The sequence below is a fragment of the Legionella fallonii LLAP-10 genome (assembly GCF_000953135.1).
Classification (GTDB): Bacteria; Pseudomonadota; Gammaproteobacteria; order Legionellales; family Legionellaceae; genus Legionella; species Legionella fallonii.
Genome location: NZ_LN614827.1, coordinates 1,525,611 through 1,545,666, shown reverse-complemented (window position 1 = coordinate 1,545,666; position 20,056 = coordinate 1,525,611). Strand labels below are relative to the sequence as shown.

Sequence of the window (20,056 nt, the reverse complement as noted above, 5' to 3'; positions counted from 1 at the left end):
TAATTTAATGAAATTTTTAAATCATGCATATCAATTTAGAAGCAGCAGAACGTCATGCAGTTCAGGCCTACAGTGATAAGAAGATTCAGATTAACTCCATTATTTACGAAAATAGTTTAATAGTTTCCCCAAAAGAAATCATTACCGATTTATCAATTAATAACATTGAAGACATTGATGCTCATTATCTTGACTTATTATTAAAATTTAATCCTGAACTTATCATTATTGGTCATAAAAATACAGGTAAATTTCCTCCTTTAGCAATAATTAGTGAATTATCACAGCATCGTATAGGCATTGAGTGCATGTCTGTTGGTGCGGCATGTCGTACTTATAATGTTTTACTCAGTGAGCATCGTATTGTTGTAGCTGGATTTATTTTGTAGATCATTATTAATGACGTAGCCGACACATAGGCCGGGCAACAACTTGCCCGACATTGCGCTCAACACCGATAGGGGAGCAGACATATTTGGCAGATTCCGGCGAGTTTTCAAAAAGGAGTTTTGACGTAGGCTAAAGTACACGTCGTGCTTCAAGCACATTAGGAATTTGCTCCAACTTCGTCAGCAAACGCGACAGACTACTTAATCCATCTATTTCAACAGTTAAATTAATATAGGCCATATTTTCATGCTTGTTGCTGCTCGTTTGTAATGAATAAACATGGGCTTTTTCATTAGATAATAACGAGGTAAGGTCCTTTAATAATTCAGTTCGGTCAAAGGCTTTTATTAACACATCCACAACATAATTTTCTCGTGTCGCACTGCCCCAATGTACTTGCAAAAAGCGCTGTTTTTGTTTTTCACTAGCATGAATAATGTTGGGGCAATCTCTTCTATGTATGGAAACTCCTCGGCCAACTGTAATATAACCCACCACTTCATCACCAGGAACCGGTTGGCAACATCTTGCCATGAAAGTAAGCAGATTCCCTACCCCCTCAACTTTTAAATCGCTACCCGTAACTTCTGGCTGTTTTTGTTGCTGTTTTACAAATTTTAATAGATTTTGTTCAGAGATCTCTGGAGGCGCAAGTTTATTAATTATTTGCCCTATTTTAACGTCGCCTCGACCTAAATTAGCATATAAATCGTCTAATCTCTTAAAATGCAACGATGCAGCAACATCATTTAATTTATCCGACTTAATGCCTAGTGATTTCAATTCCTTGTCTAGTAATTCGCGACCATCTTGAACGTTCTCATCATAATCTTGCATTTTAAACCAATGCAAAATTTTAGCCTTAGCTCTAGCAGTTTTTAAATAATTAAGATGGGGGTTGATCCAGTCACGAGAAGGTTTAATCTCTTTACCAGTTAATACCTCAACCTTATCACCAGTTTTTAATTGATAGGTTAAAGGCACTATAGCCCCGTTGATCTTAGCACCACGACATCGATGCCCCACATCACTATGGACATGATAAGCAAAATCAAGAGGAGTCACTCCTTGCTGCATATCTATTACATCCCCATCCGGAGTGAAAACATAGACTCTATCTTCAAGAAACTCCGTCGTAATGCTCTCAGCAACCCCTTTATTCGAGGCCATTTCTTGATGCCAAGCTAATACATCACGCAACCATTCAATTTTACGTTCATGGCTTTCTTTTTCTTGTACTCGACCTTCTTTATATTTCCAATGGGCAGCGACCCCCATTTCCGCCAAATCATGCATATGAAATGTTCTAATCTGTACCTCAAAAGCCCGACCCTCTGGACTTTCTACTGCTGTATGTAATGATTGATAACCATTAGGTTTAGGATTATTAATATAATCATCAAATTCAACAGGAATTTGCTTCCACATACTATGAACCATTCCTAATACTTCATAACATTGAACTTCTGTATCAACCAATACTCGCACAGCAGTAGCATCATATATTTCATCAAGAGAAACATTTTTACGCTGCATTTTTTTGTAAATACTATGAATGTGTTTAGAGCGCCCATAAACAGCAAAATGATGGGCCCCCATTGATTGAATTTTATGATTGAGTTGAGCAACTATATTGTTAACAAAACTATCCCTTTCCAATCGTTTGGCTTTAAGTCCTTTTGCTATAGCTTTATAATCATCAGGATGTAAATATCTAAAAGCTAAATCTTCCATTTCCCATTTAATAGCCCCAATTCCCAGCCTATTAGCAAGAGGAGCATAAATTTCCATCGCTTCAGTAGCAATTTGTTTGCGAGTTTCCTCAGGCAAATGTCCAGCCGTTCTCAGAATGCACAAACGTTCGGCAAGTTTGATTAAAACGACCCGTACATCATCCACCATAGCCAATAACATCTTTCTAATATTATCGATTTGATGTTTATTTTGTGGATATTTATTAAGCACCTGAAAATTATTCATGGCACTCATTTTTTCTATTCCTTTAACTAGCTTGGCAATATTATGGCCTAATTGCTCCTCCACATCATCGATAGACAAGCCGGCGTAATGGACGTTTTCGAAAATGATAGCAGCGGCTAAGGTTTCCTGATCAACCTCAAGATCTGCAAGCAAATCAGCCATTGCCAAACCTTGTTGTAAACAGGTTTGTCCTGTTTCCGTTGCATGTTCAAGCCCAGCTAATTGACTTAAGGTACAGGTATTACGAATGAGCTCAAGATTTTCCAGATAGCCTTTAGATCCAAGCTGATGTAGCCACATTCCTACATCAATACTACCGTCGGAAGATAATGGAATGGTATCTTTTACTCTGACCATGAATTTTATCCTTTTTCAAATAAAGCTATTGATTCAACATGAGCCGTATGAGGGAACATATCCATAACACCCGCACTTATCAAAACATAGCCTTTTTGATTTACTAATATATCTGCATCCCTGGCTAATGTTACTGGATTACAGGATACATATACAATCCTCTCAGGGTTAAGGGAGTCCATTTGCTTTACAATTTCCAAGGCGCCCGATCTAGGCGGATCTATTAATACTTTATTGAATGATTGTTTCACTAGATTATTAACTTCAGCTATATCATCCAAGTTGGCTGCATAGAAATCAACATTCGTCAGATGATTTGCTTGAGCATTCATGTAAGCCCGATCAACCATAGTTTTGCTGCCTTCAACGCCAACAACTTTAGAGCAAAATTGAGCCATAGGAAGCGAAAAATTACCCAACCCACAAAATAAGTCTAGCACTATATCAGAACTTTTTAAGTCCATTAATTGTAGTGCGCGATTAACCATTAGCCTATTTAGGTTAGCATTGACTTGAGTAAAGTCATTAGGGTGAAACTGAAAAGTTATATTATAGTCAGATAATTTATAAGTTAAATATTCACTTGCCTCTGGAGGATAAAAACAATAAACACTATCAGGACCCGCTGGTTGAAGAAATATTTTATACCGGCACTGCTCGGCAAATTGTTTGATTTTTAATTCGTCATTGGCCGTTAACGGATTTAAATTTCTAAAAATAAGTCCTATTTCCTCATCACCAGCAGCAACTTCAATTTGTGCAATACAATGTTTATCTTCCATTGCATCAATTAATTGCCTTAAAGGGATAATATCAGCATCTAATCTAGCATTTAAAACGGGACACTGGGTGATCTCTGTAATGTAGCGAGGGTTATTGCGCTCTCTAAAACCAACCATAGAAGCCTGTTTTTTCTCTACATAGCGCACACTTAAACGAGCTTTATTTCTATAATTCCAATGATTGCTAGCCAAGGGTGATAAAACTTCTTGTGGCTGTGTGTGGCCAAAGCGAGACAATAAGTCTAAAAGCTGTTCCTGTTTAAAATGAATTTGCTCTTTTTCACTTAAATGTTGCAAGGAACATCCCCCACACATTTCATAATGAGGACATTTAGGAGTAACTCGCAAAGGAGATGGGCTAATAACAGACAACAAGCGTCCCTCATCAAAATCTTTTTTTACCCTTGTATATTGAAACTCAACGGTTTCATCAGGTAGTGCTCCTTGAATAAAAGTAGCTTTACCATTGATACGTGCCACACCTTTACCATCATGGCTTAAATTAACAATTTGAGCCGAATGAGGGCTAGAATCTGGTCTTGATTTGACTCTTTTCATTAAATTATTCTCTAAAACTATCACGTTACATCAATAGACCTTTTCAGAAACTCTACTGATGGGGAAATTGCTTCGTCGCTTCAGTGCCCGAACCTGCGCGTACACTCCTATTCGGTGCATCATCTCACCTCGCACTTCATCCCCCTCAGTGAGTTTCTGAAAAGGTCTAACTTGGCGATTTTTGAGCAAATATCATCATGCACTCACTGAATTATGACTATTAATTCAACATTTTAATTAACGGAATGCACTATGGCGAAGAATATCACACGAACTTTGCTATTGTCATTTATGACAAAGCAAACGTCATGTCATGACGAATATTTTTTGAACTGTTGCTTCAGTTATATTATCCCCTTCCTCCGTAAATATAACATAATGCGGTATCCCATGAACATTCAACACGAACTGTCTTGTTAAAAGTTAAGCGTTGTAAGCTATTAATGGGACGCGTCGATAATACAGTATGAAGACTCGGCGTATTCTCCAGTACTTTTCCTAATTTAGTTAATAATGAAGGTGTAAAACAAGTAGCATTGATTACAACGATAGTTGCATTGGGTACAGGAGTTTCTAAAAAATCTCCTAAAAAAAATCCAAGCTTTCGCTCACCGTCATAGAACTCAGGCAAATCACATTGCAGCTTTTTAGCTGCATTTATAGCCTGTTGGTGCAATTCAGGCGAAAGTTCTATGCCATAAGAGGCTTTTACTGCGGTTTTTAGAAAAACATGTATTACAATTTTTCCAAGACCTGAACCATAATCAACAAAGACATCATCATCAGAACACTTGATTATTCGTAATAGTTTATCGATACTCGGTAGGAGAATTTCACCATAGGTTGTACAGATATTTTTATCTGAGCGGCGCTTCTCGAACGTAGTAGAATACAGAGTATTTAAGTAATGATAACATAGGGTATCAATGTCATTGATATTTAAGTTGGATAATGAAGAATTAGGGTCAACCATTTTCTCATTCACCTTTTTTTGTTTGTAGGAGGCTCTTCTTGACTCGAAGCAATTTAAATAAATGGCACAAAATGACGCTCCTTGTAAATCAACACTCTCAACAACTTCAGTCTACTCCTTCGTTAGAAAGTCAATTTAAAAAACTTGTTTTACAACGTCTACTCATCATAAATTGTTTTACCTTTTTGCTACAGTACAGTGGTTTAAAGCTAAGTACTTTATTGCCATTTCCAGCCCCACTATGGTATGCCACCGGGTCTGCTTGTGCACTCATTTTTTTACGTGGCTATAGTATATTACCAGGAATTTGGGTAGGTAGTTTTCTTGCATACACTCTTGAAAGCGCTATTTTTGTGACCGCAGTAGGTTGTGCCACTGTCTTCTCATTACAAGCAGTGCTTCTTAGAGCATTTCAATATCGTTTTCTTGCCCCAACATTGATTTTTTATCGATTGGCAATGTATTGCAAATTTGTTTTATTTACAACAATGTTAACAGGCCTAACTACTATTTTACTTATTTTTTTCTACTCTTTATCAATGCCAAATCAAGAGATCTCATATCAACAATTTTTGCAATGGTGGTTAGCCAATTTAAATGCCATTCTTATTTTTTCTTGTGCATTAGTTACCTGGGATAGCCATTTCCAGCTACCCCTTTCCATCAAAAAACTGAGCATAAAAGGGCTTAGTTTATATTCATTATTACTAGTCATTAGTTTTTTACTTACCCAAAACCATGCTCCTTTAGTTACAATTTTACTTGCCATAGCCAATCTCATAGTTACGATTATCATTAGCGTCTGTTACGGTTGGGTTGGCACTATGGCTGCTGTATTCTTTTCAGGATTCCTGCTTAGTTTTGCCGTATTTTTGAGAGCCCCTTTATTCGATACGAATCATATATCGATGGCTGTTTTTTTAATTCAACTACTTTTGCTTTCTGAAATAATTATTGGAGTAAGTATGGCACTCAAATGGAGCACCACTATAGACGAAAAGTAAAGAGGCCGTGTTCTTATCACATCAAGCATTTTTCACATAAATACACAAAATTTACATCGATATAGCATGAAAATTGTATTTATAAACAACAAATTGGTAGGGGCTATATTTCCATAAACTGTTTCTCTCGATTTTAATGCAGATAAATTCACCAGTCGGGACAAAAAAAAGCTAAATAATGTATAATGCTAAAAATTCGATAGATAAGGTTAAAGGTAACTGTATGATTAATATCACATCGACATTCACTGCTGACATACTCAGACCCTCTTTGCAGTCGATTTTAAAAAAGTTTTCTGAGCAAAAAATTCAGTTCTTTTACAACCAAACTTTTCAACAGATACTCTTACCGAATAGTGAATTTAACCAAAACGAAGAAGGTGTTAATGTCATTTTAGTCAGGCTATCCGACTTGTTTAACCCATTAAATGATTCGGCTCAAAGCCCGGAAGAATTATTGACAGCATTACACCGCTTTAATAGAACCAAACGTATTCCCCTATTAATCATCATCACACCTACAGAGGTTAAATCTCAAAACGATGAACAATTTTACACAAAAATTGAAAACCAGATCCAGCTAGAAAGCCATGCTTGGAAAAACACTCTGTTGGTGACCTCAAAAGAAATGTTAAAGGAATCTAATTTATCTCTTATATTTGATAATTTCACCGAAAAACATGGACACATTCCATATAGTCTAGATTTTTATAATTTGATGGGATTAACAATAGCAAGAAAATACTCCTTACTTTCAAGAAAGCCTAGCAAAGTTATTGTACTAGACTGCGACGGTACATTATGGAATGGAATAATAGAAGAAGATGGGATCAATGGCATTATCATTGATGAAGAATACGTTGCAATACAAGAGTTTATGATTGAACTTCATCATGCCGGATTCCTATTATGTCTTTGTAGTAAAAATAGCGAGTCCTCTGTTTTAAACGTGTTTAAGAACCATGAAGATATAGTGTTAGATCTTGAAAAGCATATTTGCGGTCATAGAATTAATTGGCAACCCAAATCAATTAATATTCAATCTTTAGCTCAAGAGCTGAATCTTGGTCTGGATAGTTTTATTTTTATAGATGATAACAACATAGAATGCGCCGAAGTTAAATCTACTATCCCCGAAGTATTTGTTATTGAATTGCCCAAAAGAAGTAACAGTGAAAAAAACTCTAACTTTAATAGATCACATTTTTTAAGAAATATCTGGGCTTTTGATTACCTTGAAAAAAGTAACGAAGATGAAAAAAGAACTGAATTTTATAAACAAAATAAATTACGTCATCAATTAAAAGAAAAAAGCTTTTCATATGAACAATTCATAAAAAATCTCAAAATTAAAACCTGCATTCGTGAGGCAACAACAAATGATTTACAAAGAGTAATCCAATTAAGTCAAAGAACCAACCAATTTAATTTATTACCCAACACCATATCCGCTGTCGAATTTGAACATAGTATCCATAATAAAAAGCCACATTGTTTAGTTATAGAGGTCTCAGATAAATACGGTGAATATGGATTAGTTGGTGTTGTAGCATATGATTTTCATAATAATGAACTTATTATTAATGGCTTCTTTTTAAGTTGCCGAATTTTAGGTCGAGGCATAGAATTCGAAATAATAAAGCATTTGGCAGATACTGCGTCACAAAATGGCATAAGCACGATAAAGTTACGATTCACGAAAACAGAAAAGAATATTCCTGCTATTAATTTTATTAAGCAATTAAATGGCCAGAATAATCAAGAGCCAATCGATCATATAATACTATCCATTGATTTTATTAAAGAAATTTCTCCTGAAATTTTTGAGCAAAAAAATCAAAGTACAATACAAAACAAAAAGGACTCTCATCAAACGAACATTTCGAATGGTTTTATGTTGGAAATTGCCAATGAGCATTTCCAAAAAAGCATGAACACTAAAGAGTCGAAACGGAATATCACCCAAGGTACCGATGCTCTTGAAATCAGCATATTAGAAATTCTGAAACAACATGATTTATGGACAAAAAAAACTGATATCTCATTTATTGATCTTGGTATTGACTCGCTTAAAAGTGTATTAATTGCTAGCGATATATACCAAAGATATCAGATAGAAATCACGCCTTTTGATTTATTAAAACCTAATTATACTATAGACAAATTCCTCAAGCTTTTATTAAAAGAAATTAAGCAAACAGAAATAAAAGCCCCTGCTTTAAATTTAATAGGATACGATACTATTCCACTATCATCTGCGCAAAAACGAATATGGTACGATGAAAAAATTTCTCCGGAAAGCAGAAAAAACAACATATTTGTCGCTTATGAAATCAAAGGCAATGTGAGTAAAGAACACTTAAAGAAGGCTTTTAAACAGCTAATGGCCCGCCATGATGCTTTACGATTTTCATTCTCAGAACAAGAGAATCAACCATTTATAATTTTAAATCCGTTAGAATCAATTGATTTCAAAATTGATATCTTTAAAAATTTAGCCAATCAGGATTTCGGAAATTATCTAAAGAAATTTAAGCACCAACATTTTGATCTTGGGGCCGCTCCTCTATTTCGAGTATCCTTAGCTCACATAGAAAAAGACAAGACCATTTTTCTATTTTGTATTCACCATATAATACATGATGGCTGGTCATTAAATATTTTGTTACATGATCTCAGCCAACTTTATAATACTCTTTCGAAAAATATTCCTTTATCTATAACAAACCAGTCCTCATTTCTAAATTTCATTTCTTGGCAAAGAGATAATATATCGGAAGAACTGTTAACGAAACAAAAGGATTTTTGGGTAAAACAACTAAATAAAATGCCTAAACTAGAGTTAATTTATGATAAGGCTAGAAAAGAAGGAACTGAAAAACAATTAAGCAAACGGATTAATTTTAAAATAAGTAATACTGTTACACGACAACTTAAAAAAATCTCTATTAATAATCAAGCCACTTTATACGATGTACTTATTACCGCTTTTGGATTATTTTTATCACACTACTCCAACCAAAATGATGTTAATTTTATAACTGCTGTATCAGGAAGGCACCACTCTCATGTGGCGCACGTTATAGGTTTTTTCGTTAATTTGCTTTTAATTAGATTACATCTGAATCCTGATGAAACATTTGATGCACTAATTAGGAAAAATAAAAAATTATTACACGACGTATTTGAAAACCAAGATTTTCCTTTCAATGAAATGGCGCAACTAACTGGAGAACAGGTCAACTCCAAAATTCATTCGTTTAGTCAAGCTGGTTTTATATTTCAAAGTTACCCCATTAATGAACTCGTAATTAACAATGAAGTATGTAAAAGAGTTTATTCAGACGATCATGCTGAATTAATTTATGACTCCTGCGATGAATGCAGATTCGGAAACCTAGTTTGTTATATGCAGGAATTTAATTCTGAATTACATGGAATATTTGAATACAATACATTACTGTTTAATAAAAACACCATTACACATATGATTTCAGCGTTTAAGACGCTTCTCAAAAATATAGCTGTCTATCAAGATCGCCCCGCTCTTAGTATTCCTCTGTTAACAGACACGCAAATAAATACTCTATTTTATAAATGGAATCCACCGATTATAAATGAACCAGAGCATGTAACCATTTTAAATTATTTTGCCGAACAAGTATCAGCCCACCCGAATAAAATAGCCGTAAAACATCATGAAAATACTTTAACCTATGAGCAACTAGACAAAATTTCTAATCAACTGGCTCATAAATTACAAAAAACAATGATCAGTCCAGAAATGCCTATCGGTATTTTTCTGGAAAAAGGCATTAATCGAATTATTGCTATTTTGGGTATATTAAAAGCCGGTGGATGCTATGTTCCTTTGGAAATTGATATACCTGCTGCTCGCATTAGCTACATTATTAATAATGCCAGTATATCAATCATTATCACTAGTAATGAACTTATCCCCAATATAGAGGAAATATCACCCTCTGTGACTAAAATATCTATTACTGATAATAGTATCCAGGCTGAATCAGATTCACCTGTAGATAATAATCAATTTAATCCTAATCAGTTAACTTATATTCTATATACTTCTGGCTCCACTGGAACCCCTAAAGGTGTAAGCGTTGAACAAGCAGGAATACTAAGATTAGTAAAAAACGCAAATTATATAAAAATAAAATCATCCGATAGAGTTGCTCAAACCTCTAGTTTTCTTTTTGATGCAGCCACTCTTGAAATATGGGGAGCCCTACTTAATGGTGCTACATTAGTACTTATTGATAAACAGACTCTTCTCGATGAGCACTTATTTTCATCTATATTAAAAAACGAAGAAATATCCATACTTTTTCTAACAACTCAACTATTTCACGCATATGCCTATACCGCACCTTATCTGTTTCAGCATCTTACTTATCTAGCTGTTGGCGGTGAAGCTGTACTGTCCGAGGCGATCGAACGAGTATTTCAACAGAAAAAAAGACCTCGCTATTTTATAAATGGATATGGACCAACAGAGAATACTACTTTTTCAACAACTTATGTGGTTAAAAATCAAAGAGATATAGTGAATCCTATACCTATTGGTCAACCGCTTACTGGTACCCAAGTGTATGTATTAGGTAAAGATATGAATCCAAAACCCATTGGTGCCCCTGGAAAATTATATTTAGGGGGAGTTGGGTTAGCTCGCGGATATATTAATCAGCCTCAATTAAATCAAGAAAAATTTATTACTCATCATAATAAAAGACTTTATGACACCGGTGATATTGTTACCTGGCAAACCAACGGGCATTTAAAATTTATCGGTAGAGAAGACAATCAAATTAAAATTAATGGATACCGCATTGAATTGAATGAGATTGAGGCTCAATTAGAAACTCATCATCTTGTTGAACAAGCAATAGTTCTTGTAAAAAATAAAGATCATCATCACCAACTATTTGCCTACGTATTATTACAAGAAGGAAACTCACTTACTGATATTAATTTGTATCATTATTTAAAAACCTTTTTACCTCACTATATGATCCCCAATTTTTATCACCAAATAGATACAGTTCCATTAACAGAAAATGGCAAAGCAGATAAAAAATTACTCGCCAAGATGGATTTGCATTACACAAGCTATACCGAATATGAGTCTGCTGCTAGTTTATTGCAGGAAAAATTAATATCTATATATGCTGAAATATTACGTATAAACCCCAAGAATATTAGTATTAATGCAGAATTTTTTGATATAGGCGGAAATTCTATTTCAGCACTGAATCTCATAAGTAGGATAAATGATCAATTTCATGTAAAAATCAATTTCTCTCTATTATATGAATACGCAACTGTTAAATTACTAAGTGAAAAAATCAGCCTTCTAATCAGTGAAGCACATTTTTCATCTACTGTTGATCATGCAAAACAGTATGAGAATGCACTTAAGATTATTAAAATTGGGAGCAATCATAAAACCCCTATCGTATTTATCCATCCAATAGGTGGTACTGGTTTTTGTTATCTTGATTTAATCAAACTACTACCCAATGATCAACCTTGCTATCTTATTCAAGATCCTAGCATCGATGCTAATCAAATTTTATTTGATGACATACATTCCATGGCAAAATATTATAATCACCTACTTTTAAAACAAATAAAAAATAGCAAGTTTATTCTCGCAGGATACTCTTTTGGTGGCATGCTCGCCCTAGAAATGACGGCCCAACTCGAAGAAAAAAAACTTGATGACTGCATTGATTTTATCATTTCCTTTGATACGTGGGTTGTATCAGATTTTATGGATATAAGTGCAAAAGAAGCACTGAAGGCAAGTATCATGAATCAATATGAACGAGTAGCAAAAGCACTATCCAATGAAAATATTGACCCAAAACCATGGATGGAGCTTTATTACTGCCGCTTGCAAGATTTAGGATTCGCTTATACTCCACCTAAAATTAAGAAAAGAATTATGTTATTTAAAGCGCAGCAACAAGCAGGCGAGTTTTCAGCCATGAATGATGCTACAAATTTCTTAAGTCTTCATTCAGCTAAAGAAATTGACGTTTATTTAACACCTGGGAACCATGATTCAATTCTCCAATTTCCCAATGTAAGGTATATTAGCGACACACTACACAATTATTTTGCGGATACTTTGAATGAGTTGGATTGCTAAAAAGATATTGAATTTTTTATTAAATAAAGCATTTAACAACTCTTCAATTCATGTTTTTTGGGTGAATAGCGAGGATGCATACTTAGGTTGCAATGAATCATACCGTAAGTTTCTTTGTTTGAAGAGCAAGTCTGATTTAATTGGTCAAACACAGCATTCATTTATTGAAAATTTAGGAATTCGTTTTTCTAATAAAAAAATGGACCCTGAAAATATTGGCTCATTTAATAGAACTTATTTCATTGCCCTCAATAAATCAGTAACCTTTCAAGTTGTTCAGATCTATTTTTGTGGCATTACCGTTTTCTTTGAAAAGGATTTATCTGATGATTATGAGTCTATTTTTTCCCTAACCGAAAAAATAGACTCTTTACAAAAAAATCAAAGAAAAACAGAGACTTATCTTGACAGTTTAATTCACCTCATCCCTGCGAATATCTATTGGAAAGACACACATAATGTTATTTTGGGTAGCAATTTATCGCATGCAAAATTGGCAGGATTCAATGATCCATCAGAAGTAATAGGCAAAACAGATTATGATTTTGTTTGGAAAGATCAAGCAGATAAAATCATTGAAACTGATCAAAAAATAATGAGTAGCCAAAAAGGAATTAAATTAGAAGAAACAGCTACTCTAGCCGATGGACAAGTCCATACCTTTCTTACCTCTAAAGAACCTTTACTTGACAAAGATAATAATGTCATAGGAACTATTGGTATTTCTACGGACATTACTTCCATAAAAAAAATGGAAGAAGAACTTCGAGCTTCCAAAATAGCCGCAGAAGCGGCTAATCAAGCTAAAACGGAATTTATTGCCAATATGAGTCACGATATTCGCACACCTCTCACGGGAGTTATTGGCATGTCCAAAATTATGGAAGATAAAACTAACGATGCAGAAGAAAAACAATATGCTCATTGGGTTAATGAAAGTGGCAAACAATTATTAAGCTTACTCAATGGGATATTGGACGTAATTTCCGCGGAAAATGTCAACGATAGTGATCTTTTAAATGAGACGTTTGATTTATATAGTTCCATTCAAGATATTGCGGAACTTGAATTACCAACAATCAAACTAAAAAATCTCGATCTAATAATTAATATCCCGGAAAAGGTTCCCCAGTATCTCGTGAGTGATCCTACTAAACTGCATAGAATCTTATTAAATCTAGTAGGCAACTCTATTAAATTTACCGAAAAAGGGTATATTGGTATTGACGTTGAGCTACTTGAACGTTTTGAGGACTCTGTTCGTCTACGATTTAGCGTCATTGATACCGGTATTGGTATTCCTGAAGAATTGCAATCAAAAGTATTTGATCGTTTTTTTAGAGTAAACCCTTCGTATAAAGGCGTATATAAAGGACATGGAATTGGACTACATATTGCTCAGTCTTATGTTGAGCTTTTAGGTGGGGAAATTAAATTAATTAGTCAAGTTAACCATGGAACCACTTTCTATTTTGATTTGTTATTAAAAATTGGCCTCGCAGAAAACATCAAATATGATGAACCTAACATTGTAAAAGGAATGGAAGAAAAAACGACAAACACCTCTTTAGATAATCAAATTCCCCTAAATCAACCAATAGTAATTAATCCAGAAGCTCCCTATCTATTATTAGTAGAAGATAGTCCTATCGCCCTTAAAATGTTGCAAATTGCCGCTAGCAATGTCGGTTGTCGTTATGAATCGGCTGAAAATGCGTTATTGGCTCTAGAGTTAATAAAAATTAAGGCCTTTGATTTAATTGTAACAGATGTTGGTTTACCAGGTATGTCAGGTAGAGAACTAACTAAGGCTATTCGTCAATGGGAAAAGCAGTCTAATAGAAAAAGAACACCTATAGTAGGATTAACGGCACATACTGTAGGTGCAGAGACTGAAAAATGCCTTCACGGGGGAATGGATAAGATACTGATCAAACCAGCCACATTCAAACTTATTCAGGGTATTGTTGAAGAGTTTATCAATCATAAAGAAAAGAATACTGCAAATGCAGCGACGATTGAACTCCTTAAAAAAACCGACTTACCACCTGATGAAGAATTATTAAATATCTCTCAGTTTCCCTTATTTGACTTAGAAAAGGGAATTAATATTTTAGGAAATAAAAAGTTATTATCCGATATGGTCACTCTAATGCTTCACCATGGTATTGATGAAGACAGAATAAAAATAGAACAGGCCTATGCCCAAAAAGATTGGAGTAAAATACAATCTCTAGCCCATAAAATGAAAGGAGGTGCAGCTTATTGTGGCATGATTCGATTCAAAATTGCTTGCGAATATTTAGAACGTTACCAAAAGAATGGACAGTCTAATTTACTGGAAGAGTTATATAAACAACTCATGGATGCTATTGATTTGACGAAAGAGCATATTAGTAATTGGCTTAAAAATCAATAAGTAATTAGAATAGATACTATTATATCCATAACGCCTATGCCCTCTTCAAGAGATCCATCATCGTAAACTCATCAGGATGACGAGATTTTTAAGGCTCCCAGACTTGTTACATTATTGCTGGTTGAGCTAATGCCGCACCTATAGATCGAACAACAAATTGCCCGACATTATGGTATCCATTAAGCAAGAAGCTCAGACTTGTAGATTGGGTTAGCGCAGCGCAACCCAACAATGACACGAAGCAATAATCAACTCTTAGGCAACGAAGCAAGAAAATCACTCACTTCTTTAGGAGTTAACTCATAAGTTTGACCACGAACTAAAAATCTTGGCATGGAAATCTTTCCATAACGGATTCTAATTAGGCGACTTACCTCAACACCTTGTGACTCCCAAATACGCCTCACTTCCCTATTTCGTCCCTCATTTAGAGTAACATGATACCAAGAATTGGTGCCTTCACCACCACGAAACTCTATATGAGTGAATTTGGCTGGGCCATCATCTAAAGTAACCCCTTTTTCTAAATTACGTAACGCCTCGGGGGTAACTTCACCATGAACCCTAACAGCATACTCTCTTTCAAGCTCGTATTTAGGATGCATCAACTGATTCGCTAATTCGCCGTTATTAGTAAAAATAAGTAAACCAGAAGTATTAAGATCCAAGCGTCCAACTTGTATCCAACGTCCTTGCCTTAAATGAGGCAGATTATCAAATACTGTTTTCTCATGTTTAGGATCATGGCGGCTTGATATTTCACCAACAGGCTTATGATAAAGCAAGACTCGTATGTTTTGCTTTACCTTCAATGGATTAGCTATTAATTTTCCTTTTACTGTGATTTTATCAAGAGGGCCTGCTGAGTCACCCAGTTTCGTGGGTTTACCATTAACCTGAACCCATCCATTTTCAATCCATCGTTCCATTTCACGACGAGAACCGAGTCCCGCCTGACTTAATATTTTTTGTAACCGTTCACTGCTCATTCAATAATACACTCTTCATTAGTTTGATGTGCATTATGCTGCACAGTCAATGTTTCTAGAACCTCTGGTAACGCAGGAAGTTCATTTAAATAATTTAAATTAAAATAATTTAAAAACTCTTTTGTTGTTGTATATACAGCCGGTTTACCTGGAACATCTTTATGGCCTGCAATGCGGATCCATTCACGCTCCATTAAAGTTTTTATAATTTGACTGTTAACTGCCACACCTCGTATTTCTTCAATATCAGCACGTGTCACAGGTTGCTTATAAGCAATTATGGCTAAAGTTTCAAGTAATGCACGTGAATATTTGGTCGGTTTTTCAATTTGCATACGAGATACCCAATAGCTGTATTCAGATTTAGTTTGCATTTGATAACCACTAGCAACATGAACTAATTCAAAAGCACGCGTTGAATAATCCTCTTTTAAACAGGCTATGACATGGTTTAACTCTTCAATAGTTGGCCTTCCCCTCTCATCAAAAATTTCTTGTATTTTTTCCAGAGTAATAGGCTCATTTGAGCTGAGTAAAAGCGCTTCAATGATATTTTTTAATTTATTCTCATCCATTTTAAGCCGCCTGCAAATGTATTGGCGAAAAAGGGTGCGTTTGGGTGATTATTAATAAAGATTGTCTTGCTAGCTCAAGAATAGCTAACAAAGAAACGACTAAACCCATTCGTCCCTCTTCAAGAGTGAATAACTGAGTAAATTCTATAACCTTATGTTGCTGCACTTGCAAAAGCACCTGACTCATTCGTTCGCGAACGGACATAATTTCCCGAGCAATCTGGTGATGTGCTAAATGCGCCTCCCTTTGCACTAAAGATTTCATAGCATCAATTAAATCAGCTAATTCAACTTCTGGATGAACTTTAATCGTTTCAAGTTCTGTAGGCATTACTTGAACGGCAAAGTTGTCTCGTTCTTTTCTTGGCAAGGCATCGATTAATTCAGCGGCTTGTTTTATTTGTTCGTAGGCCTGTAGTCGTCTTACCAGCGCCATACGTGGGTCTTCCTCTTCCGGCTCATCAGCATTAGCAGGGGTTGGCAGTAATAATCTGGATTTAATTTCAGCCAGCATAGCAGCCATCAATAAATAATCAGCAGCGAGTTCTAATCGACGACACTCCATCAACTGAATGTATTGCAGATACTGCTCAGTAATACTAACCATAGGAATATTAAGTATGTCTATATTCTGTTTACGAATTAGATAGAGCAGTAGATCAAGAGGACCACTGAATGAATCCAGCAGTACCTCTAAAGCATCAGGGGGGATAAACAAGTCATCAGGAACTTGAGTTAACTCTTTACCATCAACTATAGCCCGAATTTCAGGTTTATCCGACAACTCTGTACTCATCAATAATCCAAGCCCATCACTTCTCTGACCGTATTCAATGTTCTACTTGCCTCTTCTCGAGCAGCCTCACTCCCTTCGCTCACAATACGTTTCACAGATCCTAAATCAGCTTCGTACTCAGTAATAGATTCTTGGATAGGAGCTAATTCCTGTTTAATTGCATCGATCACAGGTCGTTTACAATCAATACAACCAATTCCCGCAGAGCGACACCCTGTCTGAACCCAATCCTTAACCTCAGTAGCAGAGTAAATTTTATGGAATTGCCAAACGGGACATTTTTCCGGCTCACCAGGATCTGTGCGTTTCACTCGCGCAGGATCAGTAGGCATAGTTAAAACTTTCTTTTCAACCTGCTCAGGAGTCTCTCTAAGCATAATGGTATTATTATACGACTTGGACATCTTTTGTCCATCAATTCCCGGCATTCTAGCTGTTTCAGTGAGTAAGGGATGTGGCTCTGGTAAAATTATTTTACCAGCACCTTCCAAATACCCCAACAAACGCTCTTTATCACCAATAGATAAATTAGACTGATCTTCTAAAAGGGCCCTCGCAGTCTCTATAGACTCGTGCACCCCATTTTCTTGGAATTGTCGTCGTAACTCGCTATAAATTTTTCCATTCTTTTTACCCATTTTTGCTATAGCTTCTTTAGCTAGCTCTTCAAAGTTCGCTTCTTTACCGTAAATATAATTAAAACGACGAGCAACTTCACGCGTTAACTCGATATGGGCGACTTGATCTTCACCAACAGGTACATAATCTGCGTGGTAAAGTAAAACATCGGCACTTTGTAATAAGGGATAGCCTAAAAAGCCATAAGTTGATAAATCTTTTTCTTTTAGCTTTTCTTGCTGATCCTTGTACGTAGGAACTCGCTCCAACCATCCTAAAGGAGTAATCATAGATAAAAGTAGATGTAACTCGGCATGCTCAGGAACCCAAGATTGTATAAAAATTGTAGATAGCCCTGGATTTACCCCACAAGCAAGCCAGTCAATGATCATATCCCAAAGGTTTTTTTCAATTGAGCTAGGATCTTCGTACTGAGTTGTTAAGCCATGCCAATCTGCCGCAAAAAAGAAGCAATCATATTGATGTTGTAATTTAATCCAGTTTTTTAATACACCATGATAATGCCCAAGATGTAACCTTCCACTGACACGCATTCCAGAAACAACTCGTTTATTGGAAGTAAATAATGATGACATCAATATCCTCTTTTAGTTGATAATTAAAACAATATGTTGTTCCTGAATTACCTAAAGGGTTCAGGATCCCCTTTTCCCTCTCTTAAAATCACTGGATAATCACCAGTTAAATCAATCACTGTGGTCGGCTCGTGGCCACTATTACCACCATCTATAATGAGATCTATTTGATTGCCTAAGAGATCTCTTATCGCTTCAGGTTCACTTAGTGGAGCACTTGCACCCGGAAGAATCAAAGTAGTACTCATCAAAGGAGCCTCTAAACATTCTAACAAGGATAGTGTTATTGTATTGTCCGGTATTCTAAGCCCCAACGTTCTTCTTTTAGGATGCAGCATTAATCGAGGTACTTCATGAGTAGCATTGAGAATAAAAGTATAGGCCCCAGGGGTAAATGCTTTTAATAATCTAAATATGGAATTCGATACTTTAGCATAAAGACCTAGTTGCGATAAATCGCGGCAGACTAAAGTCATATTATGGTTCTTATCAAGCTGTCTTAAACGTCTTATCCGTTCAAGTGCTGATTTATTTCCAAGCCCACACCCCAATGCATAACCAGAATCAGTTGGATAAACAATTAATCCACCTTCTTCAATAATAGAAACCGCTTTTCTCAATAAGCGAGCTTGAGGATTATCAGGATGTATTGCAAAAAACTGACTCATAAAGTCCCCTGTTAAATGTTCCAATTGTGCCAAATAGGTTGACAGTTTACTGGTAGTTGCTGCTGTCGTCCAAGATTTATGCGAGAAATTGTGTCACCATGAAAGTCTGAACCGGAAGAGGCCAATAAATTGAATCGTATACATGTTGCAGCCATTTCTTGTATTTGTGTCACTGTCACTTCCCCTGAAACGACCTCCATGCCGACACCTCCAGCCCCCTTAAAATCTTTGATTAACTCATGCAGTTTAGAACGCGTCAATCCGTACTTAAGTGGATGGGCTATAACGGCTTCGCCACCAGCCTCTATTATTCCCTTAACGGCTTCCTCTACAGTAATCCATGGAGTTGGAATATAGGCCACTTTGCCCCGCCCCAAAAACTGTTTAAAAGCAGATTTCATGTCTCGTGCCTTGCCTTCATTAATAAGAAGGTGAGCAAAATGCGGTCGTCCAATTCGTTTATGACCCGCAAGCACACAGGCTTTGTTATAAGCATCCTCCACACCCACTCGTTGCAGCAGATTAGCGACTTCTATTGCCCGATCAACCCTACTTCGATTCTGATGTTCAATTAATTCATTGAACTGAGATGTATGATTGATTTGATAGCCTAATATATGAATATCATATTTTTTCCACCGCGTACTCAATTCTATTCCATGGATAATTTTAATATCAGTACTTGCAGCCGCTTGATTTAGTGCAGTATAACCAGCCACAGTGTCATGATCAGTAAGAGACAAACACCTTACCCCATGCATTTGAGCTTTTTTTATCAATTCCTCAGGACTTAACATCCCATCAGAGAAGGTACTATGGCAATGAAGATCTATCATAAAAATGAATTACTCTAAAATCAAAAGATTATAACATGTATATCAACTAAATCAGCATTTCGTAATCAGTTTTATGAGTAATGTAGGCTCTAATGGCACTACCTTAAAGAAAAGAAGATACGTAATCCGTACTAGCGCGGTGTAATAGGGAAGATTTAGTTTTGGCCTGGGTGCAGCGTTAGCGTAACCCAAGATCAAGATTGACTTTATTGCACCATAGTTGGGTATACAAAGAATTTCTAATGCGGTGTTTCTCCTGATTTTTGCTCCCACACCGTTCCTGGGGTATGCTAACGCAGCATCCAATCTACATTGTCCCGCGCTCGTATCCCAAACTCGC

The 20,056-nt window shown here is 35.9% G+C and carries 13 protein-coding genes; 4 read left to right on the top strand and 9 right to left on the bottom strand.

The genetic code is table 11. From position 1 onward, the window contains the following. Nucleotides 1-23: 23 nt before the first annotated feature. A complete protein-coding gene (locus LFA_RS06285) occupies nt 24-389 on the top strand; it encodes an Mth938-like domain-containing protein (RefSeq protein ID WP_045095430.1) in 366 nt (121 codons plus the stop codon). 130 nt (nt 390-519) lie between these two features. On the opposite strand, the gene relA is transcribed toward LFA_RS06285, so the two are convergent. The 3 genes from relA to LFA_RS18790 form a co-directional block, all read right to left on the bottom strand. After that, nucleotides 520-2,727, bottom strand: a complete 2,208-nt coding sequence (gene relA, locus LFA_RS06280; RefSeq protein WP_045095429.1) for a GTP diphosphokinase — start codon at nt 2,725-2,727, stop codon at nt 520-522. A gap of 5 nt (nt 2,728-2,732) precedes the next feature. After that, nucleotides 2,733-4,067: a 23S rRNA (uracil(1939)-C(5))-methyltransferase RlmD gene (rlmD, locus tag LFA_RS06275; protein ID WP_045095428.1), complete on the bottom strand. Its 1,335-nt coding sequence runs from the start codon at nt 4,065-4,067 to the stop codon at nt 2,733-2,735. Between the two features lie 349 nt (nt 4,068-4,416). Then, on the bottom strand, nt 4,417-5,040 hold the full coding sequence (locus LFA_RS18790) for a class I SAM-dependent methyltransferase (RefSeq protein ID WP_052673872.1): 624 nt from the start codon (nt 5,038-5,040) through the stop codon (nt 4,417-4,419). Between the two features lie 38 nt (nt 5,041-5,078). On the opposite strand from LFA_RS18790, the gene LFA_RS06265 reads away from it, so the two are divergent. The 3 genes from LFA_RS06265 to LFA_RS06255 all read left to right on the top strand — a co-directional run bounded on the left by LFA_RS06265 (nt 5,079) and on the right by LFA_RS06255 (nt 14,638). After that, nucleotides 5,079-6,044: an MASE1 domain-containing protein gene (locus LFA_RS06265; protein ID WP_045095427.1), complete on the top strand. Its 966-nt coding sequence runs from the start codon at nt 5,079-5,081 to the stop codon at nt 6,042-6,044. Between the two features lie 223 nt (nt 6,045-6,267). Further along, nucleotides 6,268-12,219: a non-ribosomal peptide synthetase gene (locus LFA_RS06260; RefSeq protein WP_045095426.1), complete on the top strand. Its 5,952-nt coding sequence runs from the start codon at nt 6,268-6,270 to the stop codon at nt 12,217-12,219. Beyond that, nucleotides 12,203-14,638, top strand: a complete 2,436-nt coding sequence (locus LFA_RS06255; protein ID WP_052673871.1) for a PAS domain-containing sensor histidine kinase — start codon at nt 12,203-12,205, stop codon at nt 14,636-14,638. Before LFA_RS06260 ends, LFA_RS06255 begins: the two co-directional genes overlap by 17 nt. Nucleotides 14,639-14,886: 248 nt before the next feature. Here LFA_RS06255 and rluB read toward each other — a convergent pair whose 3' ends face one another. Genes rluB through LFA_RS06225 form a run of 6 tightly spaced genes read right to left on the bottom strand, consistent with a single transcriptional unit; the run spans nt 14,887 to nt 19,716 of the window. After that, on the bottom strand, nt 14,887-15,627 hold the full coding sequence (rluB, locus tag LFA_RS06250) for a 23S rRNA pseudouridine(2605) synthase RluB (protein WP_045095425.1): 741 nt from the start codon (nt 15,625-15,627) through the stop codon (nt 14,887-14,889). After that, entirely contained in the window at nt 15,624-16,202 is a 579-nt protein-coding gene (gene scpB / locus LFA_RS06245; RefSeq protein ID WP_045095424.1) for an SMC-Scp complex subunit ScpB, read from the bottom strand. The genes rluB and scpB overlap by 4 nt, the downstream gene beginning before the upstream one ends. 1 nt (nt 16,203) lies before the next feature. Beyond that, complete coding sequence (locus LFA_RS06240) at nt 16,204-16,998, bottom strand: segregation and condensation protein A (protein WP_045095423.1); 795 nt, start codon at nt 16,996-16,998, stop codon at nt 16,204-16,206. After that, a complete protein-coding gene (locus tag LFA_RS06235; protein ID WP_045095422.1) occupies nt 16,998-18,212 on the bottom strand; it encodes a tryptophan--tRNA ligase in 1,215 nt (404 codons plus the stop codon). The genes LFA_RS06240 and LFA_RS06235 overlap by 1 nt, the downstream gene beginning before the upstream one ends. 47 nt (nt 18,213-18,259) lie before the next feature. Beyond that, on the bottom strand, nt 18,260-18,880 hold the full coding sequence (locus LFA_RS06230; protein ID WP_045095421.1) for an L-threonylcarbamoyladenylate synthase: 621 nt from the start codon (nt 18,878-18,880) through the stop codon (nt 18,260-18,262). Nucleotides 18,881-18,891: 11 nt separating this feature from the next. Continuing rightward, nucleotides 18,892-19,716 carry a PHP domain-containing protein gene (locus LFA_RS06225; protein WP_045095420.1) on the bottom strand — a complete coding sequence of 275 codons (825 nt, stop codon included), beginning with the start codon at nt 19,714-19,716 and terminating at the stop codon, nt 18,892-18,894. Nucleotides 19,717-20,056: the final 340 nt, after the last annotated feature.

What these genes read in the sequence shown, in the direction of transcription:
- LFA_RS06285 (WP_045095430.1), top strand. Translation starts at nt 24, where the DNA reads ATGCATATCAATTTAGAAGCAGCAGAACGTCATGCAGTTCAGGCCTAC.
- rlmD (WP_045095428.1), bottom strand. Translation starts at nt 4,067, where the DNA reads ATGAAAAGAGTCAAATCAAGACCAGATTCTAGCCCTCATTCGGCTCAA.
- LFA_RS06260 (WP_045095426.1), top strand. Translation starts at nt 6,268, where the DNA reads ATGATTAATATCACATCGACATTCACTGCTGACATACTCAGACCCTCT.
- relA (WP_045095429.1), bottom strand. Translation starts at nt 2,727, where the DNA reads ATGGTCAGAGTAAAAGATACCATTCCATTATCTTCCGACGGTAGTATT.
- LFA_RS06230 (WP_045095421.1), bottom strand. Translation starts at nt 18,880, where the DNA reads ATGAGTCAGTTTTTTGCAATACATCCTGATAATCCTCAAGCTCGCTTA.
- LFA_RS06235 (WP_045095422.1), bottom strand. Translation starts at nt 18,212, where the DNA reads ATGTCATCATTATTTACTTCCAATAAACGAGTTGTTTCTGGAATGCGT.
- scpB (WP_045095424.1), bottom strand. Translation starts at nt 16,202, where the DNA reads ATGGATGAGAATAAATTAAAAAATATCATTGAAGCGCTTTTACTCAGC.
- LFA_RS06240 (WP_045095423.1), bottom strand. Translation starts at nt 16,998, where the DNA reads ATGAGTACAGAGTTGTCGGATAAACCTGAAATTCGGGCTATAGTTGAT.
- LFA_RS18790 (WP_052673872.1), bottom strand. Translation starts at nt 5,040, where the DNA reads ATGGTTGACCCTAATTCTTCATTATCCAACTTAAATATCAATGACATT.
- rluB (WP_045095425.1), bottom strand. Translation starts at nt 15,627, where the DNA reads ATGAGCAGTGAACGGTTACAAAAAATATTAAGTCAGGCGGGACTCGGT.
- LFA_RS06225 (WP_045095420.1), bottom strand. Translation starts at nt 19,716, where the DNA reads ATGATAGATCTTCATTGCCATAGTACCTTCTCTGATGGGATGTTAAGT.
- LFA_RS06255 (WP_052673871.1), top strand. Translation starts at nt 12,203, where the DNA reads ATGAGTTGGATTGCTAAAAAGATATTGAATTTTTTATTAAATAAAGCA.